Below are 17576 nucleotides of genomic sequence, written 5' to 3'. Positions count from 1 at the left end.
GCAGGCGGCTTTCCGGACCGGGTTCGACATGCGGTCGGCAGCAGACCGCAAGGTTTCGATCCAGGAGCCATCGAGCGGTTGGAGTGTCATCCTGCCCGACCCGCCGCCTGCAGCCTGATGGGTATCGGACCCCGCGTTACGACGCGGCCTTCTCGCGACGGCTCTCGGTGCGCAGTTGTCCGCAGGCGGCGAGGATGTCCTGCCCGCGCGGCATCCGGATCGGCGACGCGAAACCGGCATCCGAGACGATCTGCGCGAACTTCGCGAGCTGCTCCCGGGTCGAGGACTGGTACTGGCTGCCCGGCCACGGATTGAACGGAATGAGGTTCACCTTGGCCGGGATGCCCGCGATCAGCTTGACCAGCGCGCGCGCCTCCGCCTCGCTGTCGTTCACGCCGCGCAGCATCACGTACTCGAACGTGATCCGGCGCGCGTTGCTGGCCGCCGGATACCGCCGGCACGCCGCGATCAGCTCGGCGATCGGGTATTTGCGGTTCAGCGGCACGATCTCGTCGCGCAGGTCGTCATGCACCGCGTGCAGGCTGACCGCGAGGTTGACCGCGAGCTCCTCGCCACAGCGGTCCATCATCGGCACCACGCCCGAGGTCGACAGCGTGATCCGGCGTCGCGACAGCCCGATGCCCTCGCCATCCATCGCGATGCGCATCGCCTTGGCGACGTTTTCGTAATTGTACAGCGGCTCGCCCATGCCCATCAGCACGATGGTGGAGAGCAGCCGCGGCGTCTCGCCTTGCGGGCTCGGCCACTCGCCGTAGCTGTCGCGGGCTCCCATGAACTGGCCGACGATCTCGGCCGCACCCAAATTGCGCGCCAGCTTCTGCGTCCCGGTATGGCAGAACTTGCAGGACAGCGTGCAGCCGACCTGGCTCGAGATGCACACCGCCCCCCGGTCCTCGCGGCGATCCGGGATATAGACGGTCTCCGCCTCCTGGCCATCGCGGAAGCGGAACAGGAACTTGCGGGTGTCGTCGCTGCTGGTCTGAACGACGGCTGCTTCGGGACGCCCGATCACGAACAGCTCGGCCATCTTCTGCTGCAGCGGCTTCGACAGCGAGCTCATCAGGGCAAAGTCGGTCACCCCCTGGTGATAGACCCAGTGCCATATCTGCTTGGTGCGGAACGGCTTCTCCCCGACCTCGACCAGCGCCGCGGTCAGCTCGTCGCGCGACAGCCCGACGATCTCCCGGCGGCCATCCGCCAGCACCGCAGCCGGAGGTGCGAACAGCGCGGCCTTGGCGAGGATGCGGTCGCGCTCGAACTCGGAGAGGTCGTGCGCGTCATGCGAGACGCGCGTGATGGTGGGTGCCACGAAGTTCATGTCTGGAAGCGCTCGATCATGTCGGCTGGGGTGCCTGACCCCGCAGATGGGCCGGATCGGCTTGTGAGACAAGCAAAAGCCGCAATGCGATCAACTTGTAGGGAACAGGACGCCGGTAACGATTATTCGCATCCAGCTGTCACATACGTGCCACGTTCATGGCGCTCATCATCGTCGACGCGGAAGGGCCTGCATCATGGATGACCTGGAATACAACGCCAAGCTCGACGAACTCGACCACCTGCTGAACGACCTCGACGTACCGATGGAGCCCGCCCGGGTGTGGCAGCTGCTCGCCGATGTCTCACGGCACGACCTGCCTGCGCCGCAGGAGTGCCAGGAGGTCCGCTGACAGTCAGGCCCGCGACGCCGCGATCAGGAACTCCCGGTTACCCTCCGGCCCGGTGATCGGGCTGGGCTCGATCCCCTGCACCGTCCAGCCCGGCAGCCCCGACCACCACGAGCGGATCACCGCGCAGACCTCGTCGTGAACCTGCGGATCGCGCACCACGCCCTTTGCACCGACCGCCGCGCGTCCTGCCTCGAACTGCGGCTTGATCAGCGCCACCGCCCATGCGCCCGGCACACAGAGCTCCAGCCCGGCCGGCAGCACCGTGCGCAGCCCGATGAAGCTCGCGTCGCACACCAGAACCTCGATCCGATCGGATATGATTTCCGCCGTAAGCCCGCGTGCATTGAGCTTCTCATGCACCACCACGCGCGGATCGCTGCGCAGCTTCCAGGCCAGCTGGCCGTGCCCGACATCGACCGCATGCACGCGCGCGGCACCGTGGCTCAGCAGCACGTCGGTGAACCCGCCGGTCGAGGCACCGACATCGAGGCAGATCCGATCGGATGCCGACAGGCCGAAATGGGCCAGCGCGTGGTCGAGCTTCAGCCCGCCGCGCGACACCCACGGATGGTCCTGGCCGCGCACCGTCAAGGACGCATCCTCGGGCAGTGCATCGCCGGCCTTGGCCACGCGCTTTTCGCCGATGAAGACCAGGCCGGCCAGGATCAGCGCCTGCGCCCGCGTCCGGCTCTCGACCAGGCCGCGCTCGACCAGCAGCTGATCCGCACGCTTCTTCATGCGCTGCGAGAGCCCGCAGTCCGCCGTTGCTTCAGTTGCGGCGATCGACGACGTAGCGGGCCAGCGCCCTGAGCCCGTCCGCCTCGGGCCCGAACCCGGCCAGTGCCTCCGTGGCCGACTGGGCCAGCCGGTCCGCCTCGGCACGCGCGCCCTCGATGCCGAGCAGTGCCACGAAGGTGGACTTCCCGGCCTCGGCATCCTTGCCCGCGGTCTTGCCGAGCTCTTCCGCGCTGGCAGTCGCGTCCAGCACGTCGTCGGCAACCTGGAAGGCGGCACCCAGATCGCGCCCGTACGCTGCGATCCGGTCGCGGATCTCGTCCGGCGCCTGGCCGAGGATCGCTCCGGCCTCTGCGCTGTAGGCGATCAGCCGGCCGGTCTTGAGGGCGTGCATGCGTCGCGTCTCGGTCAGGGTGAAGGCACGGCCCTCGCCCTCCATGTCGATCATCTGCCCACCGACCATGCCATCGGCCCCGGAGGCATGGGCCAGCGCCGTCACCAGTGCGATCCGGACGTCCGCAGAGGCGTGGATCGCGCGGTCGGCGATCACCCCGAAAGCCAGCGTCTGCAGCGCATCGCCGGCCAGGATCGCGGTCGCCTCGCCGAAGCGGATATGCGTCGAGGGCTGGCCGCGCCTGAGATCGTCGTCATCCATCGCCGGCAGGTCGTCATGCACCAGCGAGTAGGCGTGCAGCATCTCGACCGAGGCGCCGACGCGGGCGGCCGCCTGCATGTCCGCGCCGAACAGCCCGGCCACCTCCATCACCAGGAAGCCGCGCAGCCGCTTGCCGCCGCCGAGGGTGGCATAGCGCATCGCCTCGACCAGCCTGGCCTCGGCGCCATCGACCGGCGGCATCAGCGTGTCGATCGCCCGCTCGATGTCCGCCGCACGGGCCGTTAGCGACGCCTGCAACGACGGTCGGGCGGCGGCGGCGTCGCGTCCGGCCCGACCGTTCCCGGGAACGTCGACCGGCGCATGCACATGCGGCGCGTCTGCCGGACCGGAGGGGATCCCGCTCGAGGTTTCGCCGGCCGGCGTGGGCGTCCCCGCCGCAGAGGGCCCCGAGGCCGGAGTGGCATCGGCAGACGCATGCCCGGACGGGATGCCCGAGGCGGTGATTTCGGTCATCGGCCTCAATCCAGCTTCTGCAGAGCAAGGCTGCCATCGGCCCGCTCGACGATCGCCTGCACCCTGGCCTCCGCCTCGCCGAGTTTGGTTTCGCAATGCCGGCGCAGTGCGGCCCCCCGCTCGTAGCTGGCGATCGCGTCCTCCAGCTTCTGCTGGCCGCCCTCGAGCCCGCGCACGATCTTTTCCAGCTCGCCCAGTGCCTCCTCGAAGGAGAGCGACGACAAAGTGTCAGACATGCGGGCTCCGGATGGTTGGGTGCAGGCCATGATCGCCGCAGCACCGCTTAGCGCCAAGATCGCTCAGGCGAAAGGTTCGGCCGGCGGAAGCCTCGCGCGGCGTCAGCCGGCCGGTTCCGGACGCCTGCGGATCACGAAGCTGAGCACCCCCGCCTCCTCGCCGAATGCCACCAGCGCATGGCCGGTCTCGCGGCAGAAGCTGCGAAAATCCTGCACCGCTGCCCTGTCGGTTGCCAGCACCCGGAGGCGCTCGCCGTCCCGCATGCCTCGCAGCATCCGGCTGGCGCGCAGCACCGGAAGCGGACAGCTGAGGCCCTTCACGTCGAGCAGCAGCTCCGGCCGGGCGACTGGCGTCAGCTCCGGCTGGGCGACTGGCGTCAGGGCGGCGGGCCCGGTCGATTGTGGCCCGCTTGATTGTGGCCCGCTTGATTGCTGAGTGTCGTCCATCGCGTCATCATACTGCCATCACGCGGGGGTGCGAGGCGGACATGGCGGATTTTCGGGTCGGGATCGATTTCGGTGGCACCAAGATCGAGATCGCCGCGATCGCCAATGACGGCCAGGAGACCTTGCGCAGGCGCGTGCCCAATCCGCGCGAGTACGAGGGTGCCGTCCGCGCCATACGCGAGCTGGTCGAGGGCGTGGAGCTCGAGCTGTCAGGCAGCGCCACCGTCGGCGTCGGCATCCCCGGCGCCGTCAGTCCCGATACCGGCCTGGTCAAGAACGCCAACTCGACCTGGCTCAACGGCATGCCCTTCGCCCGCGACCTGAGCCTGGCGCTCGGCCGCGAGGTGCGTGTCGAGAACGACGCCAACTGTTTCGCCCTGTCCGAGGCGGTCGACGGGGCAGGGGCCGGCCACTCCATCGTGTTCGGCGTGATCCTGGGCACCGGTGTCGGCGGCGGCATCGTGGTGAACGAGCGGGTGCTGGTCGGGCGGCACAGCATCGCCGGCGAGTGGGGCCACACCCCGCTGCCCTGGCCGCAACCGGACGAGGTCCCGGGGCCGAGCTGTTTTTGCGGCAATACCGGCTGCGTCGAGCGCTATCTGTGCGGATCGGCGCTGGCGATGGATTGCGACGGACCCGGCCGCGAGGACGCAAGCGGCATTCCGGCCCGCGCCGAGGCCGGCGACCAGAAGGCGATCGCCGCTCTGGACCGACACGCCGAACGCCTGGCCCGCGGCCTGGCCCAGATCATCGACATCCTCGACCCGCACGTCATCGTGCTCGGTGGCGGCCTGTCGAACATGAAGCACCTGTACAGCAAGGTGCCGCCGCTGCTGCAGCGCCATGTGATCAGCCCGCAATGCACCACGCCGATCAAGCCGAACATCCACGGGGACAGCTCCGGCGTGCGTGGCGCCGCCTGGCTGTGGCCGCGCGAGACCCCGCGCACCTACCGGACGAGCGGCAGCTGAGCCATGCCGTCACGGTCCCTGATCGACCCCGAACTGCTGCCGGGCCTGGACCTGTTCCCGCAGGTCGAACTGTCCGCGCAGACCCTGCCCGAGGTCAGGCAGCTCATGGCCGCGAACGCCGGCGCGCTGCCGGGCGCCGATCCGTCGCTGGCAACACGCGTCGTGCACCAGGTCGAGACCGCCGCCGCGACGATCCCGGTGCGGGTGTTCACGCCGCTGGGCGGCGCCGAGGATGCCGTGTTCCCGGCGCTGCTGCATCTTCATGGCGGCGGCTACGTGCTCGGTGCCGCGAGCAACCACGACGCGACCAACGCGGCGCTGGCGGCCGAGCTCGGCTGCGTGATCGCCTCGGTGGAGTATCGGCTGGCACCGGAAACCCGGCATCCGGGGCCGGTCGAGGATGCCTATGCGGCGCTGAAATGGCTGCATGACCAGGCGTCGTCGCTCCGGGTCGATCCCGCCCGCATCGCCGTCGGCGGCGAGAGTGCCGGTGGCGGGCTGGCGGCGTGTCTCGCCCTCCTGGCGCGTGACCGTGGCGAGGTGAAGCTGGTGTTCCAGCACCTGATCTATCCGATGCTCGACGACCGCACCGCCGCCGCTACGGACCCGCACCCGTTCGCCGGCCAGTTCCTCTGGACGCCGGAGAAGAACCGCTTCGGCTGGGAGGCCCTGCTCGGACACGAGCCCGGCCTGCCGACCACCTCGCCCTACGCCGCCGCCGCGCGGGCCGATGACCTTGCCGGCCTGCCGCCCGCGTTCATGTCCGTCGGTGCGCTGGATCTGTTCATCGACGAGAACCTCGACTACGCGCGCCGGCTGATCCGCGGTGGCGTGCCGACCGAACTGCACGTGTTCCCGGGCGCCTATCACGGCTTCGACCTGGTCCCCGCCGCCCGCAACGCCATGGTCGCGCGCAACCGCTCCCGCGCCGCCCTCCGCCGCGCCCTGCATCCGCCCCTGGTGCCGCCGCCACGGTGATGCCCGTCCGCTGAGCCGCTGACGGCTTCAACGGTGCGACCACGGGCGGGCCTGGGTGACGGGGCGTGCAACGTTCCCGCCACCCGACGCGCAAGGCCCGCGGGCGAATCCGCCGGGGCTGTCGGTCGAGGTCCGGGCGATCGCGCGGAACCCTCCTGCATCGCGCCTGCCGGCTGCTGACCGATCTCGGGCTAAGCCACCGGCGCCGTGTGACGCCGCGGATGCGCCTATCGAGCGCCACCCGGAGACCGGGTTGTGGATCCCGCAAAATGGAGCCGCGGTCGGCGACGAGCTGACGATGTCGTTGCTGCGGTCCTCGGGTCCGCCGGCCCATCCAGGCTGCAAGTTCCGCCGGCATTTTCGACGATGAAACATGTCCCACATCCAGCAAGCCTGGAAGAAGAGGAGTCTCTTATATAAATGCGCTAACGTAACAATAATCGCGATTTGCTGCGCAGGATCAAAAATATCCGTCATGGCCTTGCAAGAACAACGCAGCCGAGACCGTAAATTCCGAAATACGTTGTGATACCGTTACGTCCGTGACCACCTGGAACTCGGCTGCACCGGAGGAAACGGTCCTCCAGGTCTTTTCACGTCCAGGTCGAGGTTACATCATGGCGACGATCGACAATCCGGAAGGCACGACGCGCGGTGCAGTCACCGCTGCGGCTGGCGACACCGTCACGAACGAGGGCACCATCGCCGCCGGTGCAGCGGCCGTCACCCTGGGTGCGGACGGCACGCTGATCAACTCGGCGACCGGCATGATTGCGGGCGGCACGGTCGGCGCGACCGTCGGCGCCAATTCCGATGTGACGAACAACGGGACCATCATCGGCCTCACGACCGATGGGGTCGATGTCGGCGCAGGCACCGCAGGCGGGCTTTTGACCGACATCACGACAGGGGCCGGTAGCTCCATCCAGGGTCATCTCATCGGCCTCTTGAGCGGCGCCGATACCACGGTGATGAACTTCGGCGCGGTCAGCGGCAGCCTCGCCGCCGGCGTCCAGCTCGGGGCAGACGGGATCTTCGACAATGCCGCCTCGGGGTCCGCGGCAGGCGCGACCTCGGGTGTGGACGAAGGGGCATTTTCCTCGGTCTTCAATGACGGCTCGATCACCGGTAATCTGGATGGCGTCAGTACAGGTGCCAGCAGCACCGTCACCAACATGAGCGGCGCCCTGATCGAAGGCGCCACGGGCCTCACCATGGGTGCGGCGGCGATCGTGCATGATGCAGGAACTATCTTCGGATCGACCGCGGATGGCATCGATGTCGGAGCCGGCAGCACGATCGAGATAAGCGGCACCGTCGAGGGCCACACGGCGACCGGGGCCGTGGGCATAGCGATCTCGTTCGGCGATGCCGCGACCACCGCCGCCGGGAACACGTTGATCCTGGAGGCATCGTCGAAGCTCGTCGGCATCGTCCATGGCAGCGCGGGCGCCGGCACGAACACACTCGAACTCGGCTCCGGTATAGGAACCCTTGCAGATTTCGCCGACAACTTTCAGAACTTCACGAACATCGCCGTCGATGCCGGCGGGCACTGGACGATTACCGGTGGCGATCCTGCCGCGCCGGCTCCCACATTCACCCTCGCATCCGGAAGCACCCTGGTTTTCGACAACCTGGCTGCATGCTTCCTGCGCGGCACGATGATCGCCACTCCGGCCGGCGAACTCGCTGTCGAGGATCTCCGCGCCGGCGATATGGTCAGCGTGCTCGAAGACGGCCTGCTGGTTCCGCAACCGGTCATCTGGATGGGAGGACGCCGGTTCAACGCAGCCGAGTACAACGGGAGCGACCGGGCGTTTCCGATCCGCATCCGCCGCGATGCGATCGCCTCGAATGTTCCGCATCGTGACCTGCTCATCACCCCGGAGCATTGCGTCCTCACCGATGTCGGACTGACGCCGGTTCGCATGCTGGTGAATGGCGGCAGCATCCTGATCGATCGCAGTGTCCGCACCTACGAGGTTTTCCATATCGAGCTCGAGGATCATGGGATCCTGTTGTCCGAGGGCCTGACGACCGAAAGCTACCTCGACAGCGGAAATCGCGACCTGTTCACCGACGACGGGATTGCGGTCACCGTTCGCGGCGACCTCGTGATGGCGGCGCCACTGGCTGTCAGCCGCGACCTTGTCGAGCCGCTCTGGAACCGTCTCGCAGACCGCGCCCGCGCCGCGGGCTTCACGATCCGGGCCGGCGAGACCGCGCTCACCGACGAGCCCGACCTGCGCCTGATGCTGGATAACGGTCTCGAGCTCGCTGCGTGCTGGCACAATGCGGAGCGCCACATGTTCCATATCCCGCGCGGGAGCCGCCCGGTCCGGCTGCTCTCGCGATCGGCAAGCCCGTCGGAGGTGATCGGGCCGTTTGTCGATGACCGTCGCATCCTTGGTGTCGCCATCGAGAAACTCGTGCTCTGGAACGGGCTCGATGACAGCGTCACGCCGGCCGCCGACCTCTCCCTGGCCGGATGGCACGAAGTCGAGGGTGGTTGCCGATGGACCAATGGCAGCGCGGCGCTCGATCTGCCCGCGGCGGGAGCCGAAACGTTCCTCGACGTGCGCGTCGCGGCGACGGGACGCTACGGATATCCCTCACGAGCTGAGGCGGTCCCGGCCTGAAGCGGACGCTCCGTGCCGCGGGACCCGGGAAACGCGTCCCGGGTCGTTCGCGCCGCCGGGCAGTGCGGCTACGCGAGCCCCTCGAACAGCCGCGCGATCGCCTCGGCGCCCGGGTCCGGCACATCGCGGAGGGCGTCCCCCGGCACGTAGCGCGCACGACCGGCGCCGGCGGCCATGCTCCGCGTGGCATCGGCCCCTGCACGCGCCGCTCCGGCTGCCTGGGATGGGGTCCCGCCCGCGGCCAACGCATCGAGCGCCGGCTCCAGCGCGTCGATCATGGTGCGGTCGCCGGCCTGCGCGCCGCCATGCGCCTTCATCCGCTCGAGCCCGGCGCGCAACGCGGCGGCCGGGCCGGGCTCGCGCTGCTGCGCCTGCGCCGCCGCGGTGAACAGGATCGACAGCAGCACGCCGCTGGATCCGCCCGCACTCTGCGACAGGATCTGCCCGAAGGCGGCAAACAGGGCCGCGTCGTCGGCGAGCGGCAGCCGGTCGATCGCCGCCGCCACCGTCCGGCCAGCCTGTGCGAACGTCGATCCGGTATCGCCGTCGCCGATGCGGGCATCGATCGCGTTGATCGGCGCCTCGAACTCCTGCAGCAGCCGCACGCCGCGCAGGATCAGCGCCCGCCGGCCGGCATCCTCCGAAGCCCGTGGCGGCACGGCATCGGGCAGCGTCGGCGCCGGCACCGTGCGCGGTGCTGCGAGCGGGCAGGCGCCGGGCCAGGCCGCCACCCGGCAGGGGGTGGTCAAGGCCTCGCGACGATCGTGCGTCAGCGTCAGCACCGACAGCGAGAAGCCGTTCATGTCGAGCGACGTCATCAGCGGCGCCGGTCCGATCACCAGCTCGACCCGCTGCGCCAGCGGCGTCCGCCGGAACGCGTCCAGCAGCAGGCTCATCTCGATCGGCGGCACGCGGCCCAGGTTGTTCAGCAGCAGCGCCAGCCCGGAAGTCTTGTCCGGCAGCGCCCGTTGCAGCCGATCGCTGGCACGCGCCATCAGCGCATCGGCATCCGCCATCGCCAGCGTCTCGGCACCCGGCTCGCCGTGGATGCCGAGGCCGAGCTCGACCTGGTCCGGACCGAGCCGCGAGCTGTCCTCGCTGCGGCCGCTATAGGCGTCCACGTCCGACAGCGAGAGGCCGATCGAGGCGGTATCGGCGGCAACCGCGCGTGCGGCCTCGGCGATCTCGGCGAGCGGCCGGCCCTGCTCCGCCATCAGCCCGGCGATCCGGTGCACGAACAGCGTCCCGGCCAGCCCACGCGGGTTCGCCTGGCCGGGCAGCGCGATGTCGTCGCCGACGATGACGGTCTCGACGGCCAGCCCGAGCCCGCGCGCCCGCTCCGCCGCCAGGCCGAAATTGAGCCGGTCACCGGTGTAGTTCTTGATCACCAGCAGGCAACCGGCCGAACCGGTCACCGCCAGGATCGCCGACAGCACCGCATCCACCGGCGGCGAGGCGAAGATGTCGCCGCACACTGCCGCACTCAACATCCCCGGCCCGACGAAGCCGGCATGGGCCGGCTCATGACCGGAACCGCCGCCCGACACGATCGCCACCTCGGCACGCCCCGGATTGGCGCGGATATCGGCATCGGCGCGGAGCACGACACGGGCGCCAGGGCCGCTATCCAGACGGGCCAGGCCGCTGCCTGCGGAGGAGGCGAGGAAGCCGTCGATCGCCTGGTCGACCAGCGTCTCTCGGCTGTTGAGGAACCGCTTCATCGCGAGGGGGCCGGTCAGGCGTCGATGTCGGTGGCGATATGGGTCGGGTTGAAGCCTTCGCCGGTGATCAGGTCGGTCAGCACCGCGATCGCGACGGTGCGTTCGATCCCGGCCTGCGCGGCCTCGGTCAGCAGCTGCTCCAGGCGGGGCAGCAGCCAGTCATGCGCGGGGGTGTCGGTCATCGGGCGGTTCTCCGTTGGCGGAACTCGTAGCAGGCGAGGGTGGCGAGCACGGTCAGGCTGCCGAGCACGATCTGCGGCCGGGTGGTCGCGGTGAACGCCATCGCCACCAGCACTGCAAGAATGACGCCGATGGTCGCCCAGGACAGCCCCGGGAACAGCCACATCGCGAACACCGGACGGCTGCCGTCGCGCTGCATCCGATTACGCAGGCGGATCTGGGCCAGCGCGATCAGCAGGTAGGCGAACAGGATCAGCGCGCCGGACGCGTTCAGCAGGAACGCGAATACCCGGTCCGGCGAGATGGTCGACACGATCGCCACCACCACGCCCACCAGGCTGCCGGCCGCGATCGCCCTGCGCGGCACCCCGGCGGCACCTGTCCGGACCAGCCAGCGCGGCGCGTCGCCGTGCGCCGCCATCTCGAACAGCACCCGCGAGGTGACGTAGAGGGCGGAGTTCAGGCAGGACAGCACCGCGACCAGCACGATGATCGACATGGTGGTCGCCGCACCCGGGATGCCCAGCCGGTCCATCGCGGCCACGAACGGCGAGTGCCCGGGCACCACCTGGGTCCACGGCACCACGCACAGGATCAGCAGGATCGAGCCGACATAGAACAGCAGCACCCGGAGTGCGACGGTGCGGGTGGCGTGCGCCACGTTGCGGCCGGGATCGGCGGACTCCGCCGCGGCGACGGTCGCGATCTCGCTGCCGGTGTACTGGAACACGATGGTCGGCACGATCGCCAGCACCGCGCCGATGCCGTGCGGCAGGAAGCCGCCATCGGCATACAGGTGACCGAAGCTGGCCCGGCCGCTGCCGAACACCCCCGCCAGTGCAGCGATGCAGAGCGCGCAGAAGCCCACGATGGCGAGGATCTTCAGGCTGGAGAACCAGAACTCGAACTCGCCGTAGCTCTTCACCGACACCAGGTTGGTGGCGGTCATCGACAGCACCAGCAGCAGGGCGAGCACGGTGCGCGGCAGCGGGATCCAGGGCGACAGGATCGCCGAGCCGCCGATCGCCTCGGCCGCCACGACGATCGCCCAGAACAGCCAGTAGATCCAGCCGGCGACGAACGCCGCGCGACCGCCGAGGCCGCGCCGGATATGGCCGATGAACGAGCCGGCGGCCGGTGCGGCGATCGCCATCTCGCCCAGCATGCGCATCACCAGCAGCGCCACCGTGCCGGCCAGGATGTAGCTGAGCAGCACCCCCGGTCCGGAGCCGGCGATCGCGGCCGAGCTGCCCACGAACAGCCCTGCCCCGATCACCCCGCCGATGGAGATCATCGTGACGTGGCGCGGACGCAGGCTGTGGGCGAGGTGGCCGAGTTCCGGGGGAGCAGCCTTGGCTGTCGTCTGGCTCATGCGGAACGCCCGCTCAGCACCGATGCGGCGCGGTCATCGGGGTGAAGCTGGTCAGGCTGCCGCGCATGGTGAAGTCGCCGAAATCCATGTCGAGCGTGTCCGACACGCCGTTGGCGAAGTAGCGCATGCCGATCTCGTAGTCGGGCGAGATGGCGCCGGGCTTGCGGGCAAAGAACGCGACATGCACCCGCCCCGAGGACTCCCCCGCCAGCACCGCATACGGCGAGCTTGACGGTGCCGCGTCCCATCCGAGGATCGTCACGTAGCTGTCGGTCGGGCCATCGGCGCTGGTGCCGTCGAACAGCACCGGGTCGATGCTCTTTCGGCCGGCCTGTGCGGCGCGGATGATCGCTTCCGTGTGCGCCATCGGGAACAGCGTGCCGCGGGGCAGCGCCATCGTGGACACGGCGGGCAGGGTGAAATGGATCACGCCGTTCCCCGCCGCATCGATGCCGGCCTCGCCGCGAACCTGCTGCGTCACGCTGCCGTTGTCGCGCTCCTGCATGTCGAAGGTCAGGTGGCGGCCGTCCTTGCTCTCCAGCGTCGCGTAGTCGGAGACCATGTCGGTGGACTGCCCCTCGCGCGTGACCAGCTGCAGCTTCAGCTGCTGCTGGGTGGCCCAGCCGGTGCAGGCGTCGGTCACCTGGAAGCTCATGCTGCCGGACGCGGCGACCGTGCTGCCGCCATGCGTGGAGGCGAGGCTCAGGTCGTACAGCGCCCGATGCGCGGCGAGCGGGACCGGATCCGACGCGCCGGCCGGCGGTATCGCCGCGGGGGTGAAGGCCGCCCTGTGACCCGGGACCGGTGCGGGTGCTGCCAGCGCGACAGTGCCGCCGAGGCTCGTTGCCAGCAGCCCGACGACCGCAATGTTCCGGATGGTCGGCCCGCGGAGGGTCGGTGTGGACATGCGGCTGAAGCTCCGGCGCGAGTTCGACGTCAACGTAGCACCGCGGCCCGGCGACACCAGCCGCAGTGCGCCTCAGCCCGGCGGCGTTTCCGGCACCACCGGCGACGTCGCACCCGGCACCGGCTTGGCCGGCGGCAGCACCGTCCGCAGCGACAGCTCCTTCATGCGGATGTCGGACACCTCCGCCGGTGCCCCCATCATCGGGTCCTCGCCCTGCTGGTTGAGCGGGAACAGGATCACCTCGCGGATGTTCGGCTCGTCCGCCAGCAGCATCACGATCCGGTCCACGCCCGGCGCCGAGCCACCGTGCGGGGGTGCGCCGTAGCGGAACGCGTTCAGCATGCCGCCGAAGCGGGCCTCGACCTCGCTCTCCGGGTAGCCGGCGATCTCGAAGGCGCGGATCATCACCTCCGGCCGGTGGTTGCGGATCGCGCCGGACGACAGCTCGATGCCGTTGCAGACGATGTCGTACTGGAACGCCTTGATGGTCAGCGGGTCCTGGCCGTTCAGCGCCTCCAGCCCGCCCTGCGGCATCGAGAACGGGTTGTGGCTGAAATCGACCAGCCCGGTCTCCTCGTTCAGCTCGTACATCGGAAAATCGACCACCCAGCAGAACCGGAACGCGTCGGCCTCGATCAGCGAGAGCTCGGTGGCGATGCGGGTGCGGACCGCCCCGGAGAACTTCACCGTCTCCATGCCCTTCAGCCCGTCGCGCGGCCCGGCGGCAAAGAACACCGCATCGCCGGCGCCCAGGCCGCACGCCACGCGGATCGCCTCGCAGCGCTCCGGCTCCAGGTTCTTGGCGATCGGGCCCTTGGCGCCGTCGGCGTCGAACGTGATGTAGCCGAGCCCGCCGGCACCCTCGGCGCGCGCCCACTCGTTCAGCTTGTCGTAGAACGAGCGCGGCCGGCCACCGGCACCCGGTGCGGGGATCGCGCGCACCTGGCCACCGGCGGCGGCGATCTTGGCGAACAGCCCGAACCCGGAGCCAGCAAAGGCGTCCGTCACGTCGCTGATGCGCAGCGGGTTGCGCAGGTCCGGCTTGTCGGAGCCGAACTCGGCCAGCGCGGTGTCGTACGCGATGCGCCGGAACGGCAGCGCGTCCACCGTACGGCCTTGCCCGAACTCCTCGAACACCCCGGCCATCACCGGCTCGAGGGTCGCGAACACGTCCTCCTGGGTGACGAAGCTCATCTCGAAATCGAGCTGGTAGAACTCGCCGGGGGAGCGGTCCGCACGCGCCGCCTCGTCGCGGAAGCAGGGCGCGATCTGGAAGTAGCGATCGAAGCCCGCCACCATCAGCAGCTGCTTGAATTGCTGCGGCGCCTGCGGCAGCGCGTAGAACTTGCCCGGATGCAGCCGCGCCGGCACCAGGAAGTCGCGCGCGCCCTCGGGCGAGGAGGCGGTCAGGATCGGCGTCTGGAACTCGGTGAAGCCCTGGTCGATCATCCGCCGGCGCAGGCTGGCGATCACGCCCGCGCGCAGCATCATGTTGCGGTGGACGCGGTCGCGGCGCAGGTCGAGATAGCGATACCGCAGCCGCAGCTCGTCGCCGTAATGCTCGTGGCCCGCCACCTGCAGCGGCAGCACCGCGGCCGCCGACTGCACCTCGAGGGCGGCGGCCCGGATCTCGATCTCGCCGGTCGGCAGCTTCGGGTTCACCGTGGCGCCTTCCCGCAGCACCACCTCGCCGGTGATCGTCAGCACGCTCTCGACCCGCACCCGCTCCGCCGTCGCCAGCAGCTCGGACCCGGCCGGGATCACGATCTGGGTGATGCCGTGATGGTCGCGCAGGTCGATGAACAGCAGCCCGCCATGGTCGCGCTTGCTGTGCACCCAGCCCGAGAGCCGGACCGTCTGGCCGGCATCGGCGGCACGCAACGCGGCGCAAGTGTGGGTGCGATAGGCATGCATGGCGAAGGTCCTGCGGCGGGAGTGAGCGCTCACTATCCGCATCCCCGCATGAAGCCAAGCCGCTTCCCCGCAAGGGTCGGCGCGTGTAGAGCATGAGCGATGTCACGTCCTGCCCGGGCCCGGTTTCCGGACCCCATCCTGATCACCACGAGCGACGCTCTCGCCGCCGTCGTCGAGCGCCTCCGCACCGAGCGCTTCGTCACCATCGACACCGAGTTCGTGCGCGAGCGCACCTACTGGCCGGAGCTCTGCGTCGTGCAGCTCGCCGGCGAGAACGAGGTCGCGATCATCGACGCCGAGGCGGAGGGGCTGGACCTGCAGCTGCTCGCCCCGCTGCTCGACGATCCCGCGGTGACCAAGGTGTTCCATGCCGCCCGCCAGGACCTGGAGATCTTTCTCTACAAGTTCGGCCGGCTGCCGCAGGCTTTGTTCGACACCCAGGTGGCGGCAATGGTGGCCGGGTTCGGCGACCAGGTCGGTTATGACAGCCTGGTCTCGGCGCTGACCGGTGGCCAGATCGACAAGGCGCACCGCTTCAGCGACTGGAGCCGGCGGCCGCTTTCCCCGGCGCAGATCGCCTACGCCGCCGCCGACGTGACCCACCTGCGCGACGTCTATGTGAAGCTGCTCGAGCGGTTGCAGCGTGACGGCCGCGACGAGTGGGTTGGCGAGGAGATGGCCTGCCTCTCCGATCCCGCGACCTTCCGCCCCAACCCCGACACGCTGTGGGAACGACTGCGGCCGCGCACCGGCAACCGCCGCATGCTGGGCGTGCTGCGCGCGGTCGCCGCCTGGCGGGAACGTGAGGCGCAGCGCGTCGATGTGCCCCGCCAGCGCCTGCTCAAGGACGAGAGCCTGCTCGAGATCGCCGCCACGGCACCCACCACCGCCGAGGCGCTCAGCGGGATGCGCGGAGTGAGCCGTGGGTTTGCCGAGGGAAAAAGCGGCTCCGGACTACTCGAGGCGATCGCCGGCGCCCAGGCGTTGCCCGAGGACAGCCTGCCCGCGGCACCACGCAAGGACGGCCCGCGTCCGTCGCCGGCCCTGGTGTCGCTGCTGAAGGTGCTGCTGGCGGCCAAGTGCGAGCAGCATGACGTGGCGCCGCGGCTGCTGGCCTCGTCGGAGGACATCGATCGGCTGGCCACCGAGTCGGAACCCGAGATCCCGGCGCTGTCCGGCTGGCGTCGCGAGTTGTTCGGCGCGGACGCTTTGTCTCTCAAGGAGGGACGAATCTCACTCGGTGTCGATGGCCGCCGGATCCGGATGTTACGCACCTGATTCAACCTGTCCGGTCCAGGTTGCACACCGACTTGTCCACAACATTATGTGGTCATTCGGTTGAGCCACCCCTGCATATGGTCTAACCTCCGGTCTTGTTGGAACGGAGGAGCACAACGATGGATTGGACCGACGAGTCGATCTCCCGTCTGCGCGACCTTTGGCAGGAAGGCCACTCGACTGCCGAGATCGGCCGCCGCATGCAGATCACCAAGAACGCCGTGGTCGGCAAGGCGCACCGCCTGACCCTGCCGCCGCGCCCGTCGCCGATCCGCAAGACCCTCGATGCCATGGCACCTGCGCCGCGTTCGGCGCTTCCAGTGCTCCGGGCAACGGCTGCACCTGGGCCGGCACGCACGCCGGACTCGCCCGCCGCGACGTCGGACACCACCTCGAACGTCCGCGTGCTGCGCCCGGTCGCGCCCGCCTCGGCGCGCTCGCCCGACATCGTCGAGATGCTGCGTGCGCCGGTGCCCCAAACGTTGCGTCACGATCAGTCCGTGGGCCACGAGCAGTCCGGGCATGAGGCCGAGGCTCCGGCCCCGGTGCGGACCGTTGCGCCGAACCGCACACGCCGCGGCATGACCTGCTGCTGGCCGCTCGGCGACCCCGGAACCAAGAGCTTCAGCTTCTGCGGCGGAGAGCCGATCGCCGGCAAGCCGTATTGCGGCGAGCATGCGGCGCTGGCCTACGTGAAGATCCGCGACCGCCGCGACAGCGTGGCCTGATCGCTCATGCCGACGGCGGCGCGGCTGAAGATGCTGCATCCGCCGTCGCGCCGGGGTCTTTCGGCAGCAGCCCCAAGATCTGGTAGGTGCGGAACGCGAACCGCCCGCTGAAGCTGAACAGCGCCATTGCACCCGCCCCGACCAGGCTGCTGACCTGCCTGATGCCGACCGCGTGCACCAGCGTGAAGTGCTGGCTTACCCACAGGAAGAAGCACGCCATGACCAGGTAGTAGATCGCCCAGGTCCGGGTGATCAGCTGGAAGAAGCGGCGGAGATGCGGGAAGCTCAGGTCGGGCTGCTGCTGCAGCACCAATTCCTCGATGATCGAACGTCCGCGTGAGCCGATCGCGAAGGCGATGCCGACGATGGTCTCGGTGACGCAGCCCTCGTATTTCAGCATGAAGGGCTGCTTCGAGAACACGTCGATGGAGCCGAACACCAGCACCATCGCGGTCGTCAGGATATAGAGCCGCGGAAAGCCGATCCCCAGCTTGTGGCGACGGAACGCGTCGATCGGCACGAACACCAGGGTGCCTGCAATCGCCGCGCGCAGGCCCAGCGTGGCCAGCAACGCGTAGAACACGATGACACCGCCGAAATCGAATGCGGCGGTGCCGAGAAGCCGTTTCAGTCGCTCCATGGCCAGA

Annotated in this window: 17 protein-coding genes; 6 read left to right on the top strand and 11 right to left on the bottom strand. The window is 69.4% G+C overall.

The window, feature by feature from the left end; genetic code table 11:
• Positions 1 to 136: 136 nt before the first annotated feature.
• Positions 137 to 1339: a 23S rRNA (adenine(2503)-C(2))-methyltransferase RlmN gene (rlmN, locus tag ACOEQ2_RS05780; RefSeq protein ID WP_419730427.1), complete on the bottom strand. Its 1203-nt coding sequence runs from the start codon at positions 1337 to 1339 to the stop codon at positions 137 to 139.
• A 196-nt stretch (positions 1340 to 1535) separates the two neighbouring features.
• On the opposite strand from rlmN, the gene ACOEQ2_RS05775 reads away from it, so the two are divergent.
• Positions 1536 to 1691 carry a hypothetical protein gene (locus ACOEQ2_RS05775; protein ID WP_419730426.1) on the top strand — a complete coding sequence of 52 codons (156 nt, stop codon included), beginning with the start codon at positions 1536 to 1538 and terminating at the stop codon, positions 1689 to 1691.
• 3 nt (positions 1692 to 1694) lie between these two features.
• On the opposite strand, the gene ACOEQ2_RS05770 is transcribed toward ACOEQ2_RS05775, so the two are convergent.
• The 4 genes from ACOEQ2_RS05770 to ACOEQ2_RS05755 all read right to left on the bottom strand — a co-directional run bounded on the left by ACOEQ2_RS05770 (position 1695) and on the right by ACOEQ2_RS05755 (position 4148).
• Complete coding sequence (locus tag ACOEQ2_RS05770) at positions 1695 to 2429, bottom strand: TlyA family RNA methyltransferase (RefSeq protein WP_419730425.1); 735 nt, start codon at positions 2427 to 2429, stop codon at positions 1695 to 1697.
• A gap of 31 nt (positions 2430 to 2460) precedes the next feature.
• On the bottom strand, positions 2461 to 3555 hold the full coding sequence (locus tag ACOEQ2_RS05765) for a polyprenyl synthetase family protein (protein WP_419730424.1): 1095 nt from the start codon (positions 3553 to 3555) through the stop codon (positions 2461 to 2463).
• Positions 3556 to 3560: 5 nt separating this feature from the next.
• Complete coding sequence (locus ACOEQ2_RS05760) at positions 3561 to 3791, bottom strand: exodeoxyribonuclease VII small subunit (protein ID WP_419730423.1); 231 nt, start codon at positions 3789 to 3791, stop codon at positions 3561 to 3563.
• 102 nt (positions 3792 to 3893) lie between these two features.
• Positions 3894 to 4148 (bottom strand): sulfurtransferase TusA family protein, encoded by a 255-nt coding sequence (locus ACOEQ2_RS05755; protein WP_419731148.1) that lies wholly within the window; start codon positions 4146 to 4148, stop codon positions 3894 to 3896.
• A 131-nt stretch (positions 4149 to 4279) separates the two neighbouring features.
• Here ACOEQ2_RS05755 and ACOEQ2_RS05750 point away from each other — a divergent pair, with 131 nt between their 5' ends.
• From ACOEQ2_RS05750 to ACOEQ2_RS05740, 3 genes are all read left to right on the top strand, one after another.
• Positions 4280 to 5209: an ROK family protein gene (locus tag ACOEQ2_RS05750; RefSeq protein WP_419730422.1), complete on the top strand. Its 930-nt coding sequence runs from the start codon at positions 4280 to 4282 to the stop codon at positions 5207 to 5209.
• A gap of 3 nt (positions 5210 to 5212) precedes the next feature.
• Positions 5213 to 6187 (top strand): alpha/beta hydrolase, encoded by a 975-nt coding sequence (locus tag ACOEQ2_RS05745; protein WP_419730421.1) that lies wholly within the window; start codon positions 5213 to 5215, stop codon positions 6185 to 6187.
• A 617-nt stretch (positions 6188 to 6804) separates the two neighbouring features.
• Positions 6805 to 8829: a Hint domain-containing protein gene (locus ACOEQ2_RS05740; protein WP_419730420.1), complete on the top strand. Its 2025-nt coding sequence runs from the start codon at positions 6805 to 6807 to the stop codon at positions 8827 to 8829.
• Positions 8830 to 8897: 68 nt separating this feature from the next.
• Here the strand turns inward: ACOEQ2_RS05740 and ACOEQ2_RS05735 are convergent, their stop codons facing one another.
• The 5 genes from ACOEQ2_RS05735 to aspS form a co-directional block, all read right to left on the bottom strand.
• Positions 8898 to 10550, bottom strand: coding sequence for a dihydroxyacetone kinase subunit DhaK (locus tag ACOEQ2_RS05735; RefSeq protein ID WP_419730419.1), 1653 nt, complete (start codon positions 10548 to 10550; stop codon positions 8898 to 8900).
• A 14-nt stretch (positions 10551 to 10564) separates the two neighbouring features.
• Positions 10565 to 10732 carry a hypothetical protein gene (locus tag ACOEQ2_RS05730; RefSeq protein ID WP_419730418.1) on the bottom strand — a complete coding sequence of 56 codons (168 nt, stop codon included), beginning with the start codon at positions 10730 to 10732 and terminating at the stop codon, positions 10565 to 10567.
• Positions 10729 to 12102, bottom strand: coding sequence for an amino acid permease (locus ACOEQ2_RS05725; protein ID WP_419730417.1), 1374 nt, complete (start codon positions 12100 to 12102; stop codon positions 10729 to 10731). Before ACOEQ2_RS05725 ends, ACOEQ2_RS05730 begins: the two co-directional genes overlap by 4 nt.
• A gap of 13 nt (positions 12103 to 12115) precedes the next feature.
• The gene (locus tag ACOEQ2_RS05720) at positions 12116 to 13009 is read right to left on the bottom strand and encodes a cell envelope integrity EipB family protein (protein ID WP_419730416.1); all 894 of its coding nucleotides are present in this window, start codon (positions 13007 to 13009) and stop codon (positions 12116 to 12118) included.
• A gap of 72 nt (positions 13010 to 13081) precedes the next feature.
• Positions 13082 to 14923 carry an aspartate--tRNA ligase gene (aspS, locus tag ACOEQ2_RS05715; RefSeq protein ID WP_419730415.1) on the bottom strand — a complete coding sequence of 614 codons (1842 nt, stop codon included), beginning with the start codon at positions 14921 to 14923 and terminating at the stop codon, positions 13082 to 13084.
• Between the two features lie 99 nt (positions 14924 to 15022).
• Between aspS and rnd the strand changes: the two genes are divergently transcribed.
• Positions 15023 to 16201, top strand: coding sequence for a ribonuclease D (gene rnd, locus ACOEQ2_RS05710; protein ID WP_419730414.1), 1179 nt, complete (start codon positions 15023 to 15025; stop codon positions 16199 to 16201).
• Between the two features lie 119 nt (positions 16202 to 16320).
• Complete coding sequence (locus ACOEQ2_RS05705; RefSeq protein ID WP_419730413.1) at positions 16321 to 16929, top strand: GcrA family cell cycle regulator; 609 nt, start codon at positions 16321 to 16323, stop codon at positions 16927 to 16929.
• A gap of 4 nt (positions 16930 to 16933) precedes the next feature.
• On the opposite strand, the gene ACOEQ2_RS05700 is transcribed toward ACOEQ2_RS05705, so the two are convergent.
• A complete protein-coding gene (locus ACOEQ2_RS05700; protein ID WP_419730412.1) occupies positions 16934 to 17569 on the bottom strand; it encodes a septation protein IspZ in 636 nt (211 codons plus the stop codon).
• Positions 17570 to 17576 lie beyond the last annotated feature (7 nt).

The organism is Lichenicola sp., from assembly GCF_965198575.1.
Lineage (GTDB): Bacteria > Pseudomonadota > Alphaproteobacteria > Acetobacterales > Acetobacteraceae > Lichenicola.
This window is presented reverse-complemented; position numbering and strand designations above follow the sequence as displayed.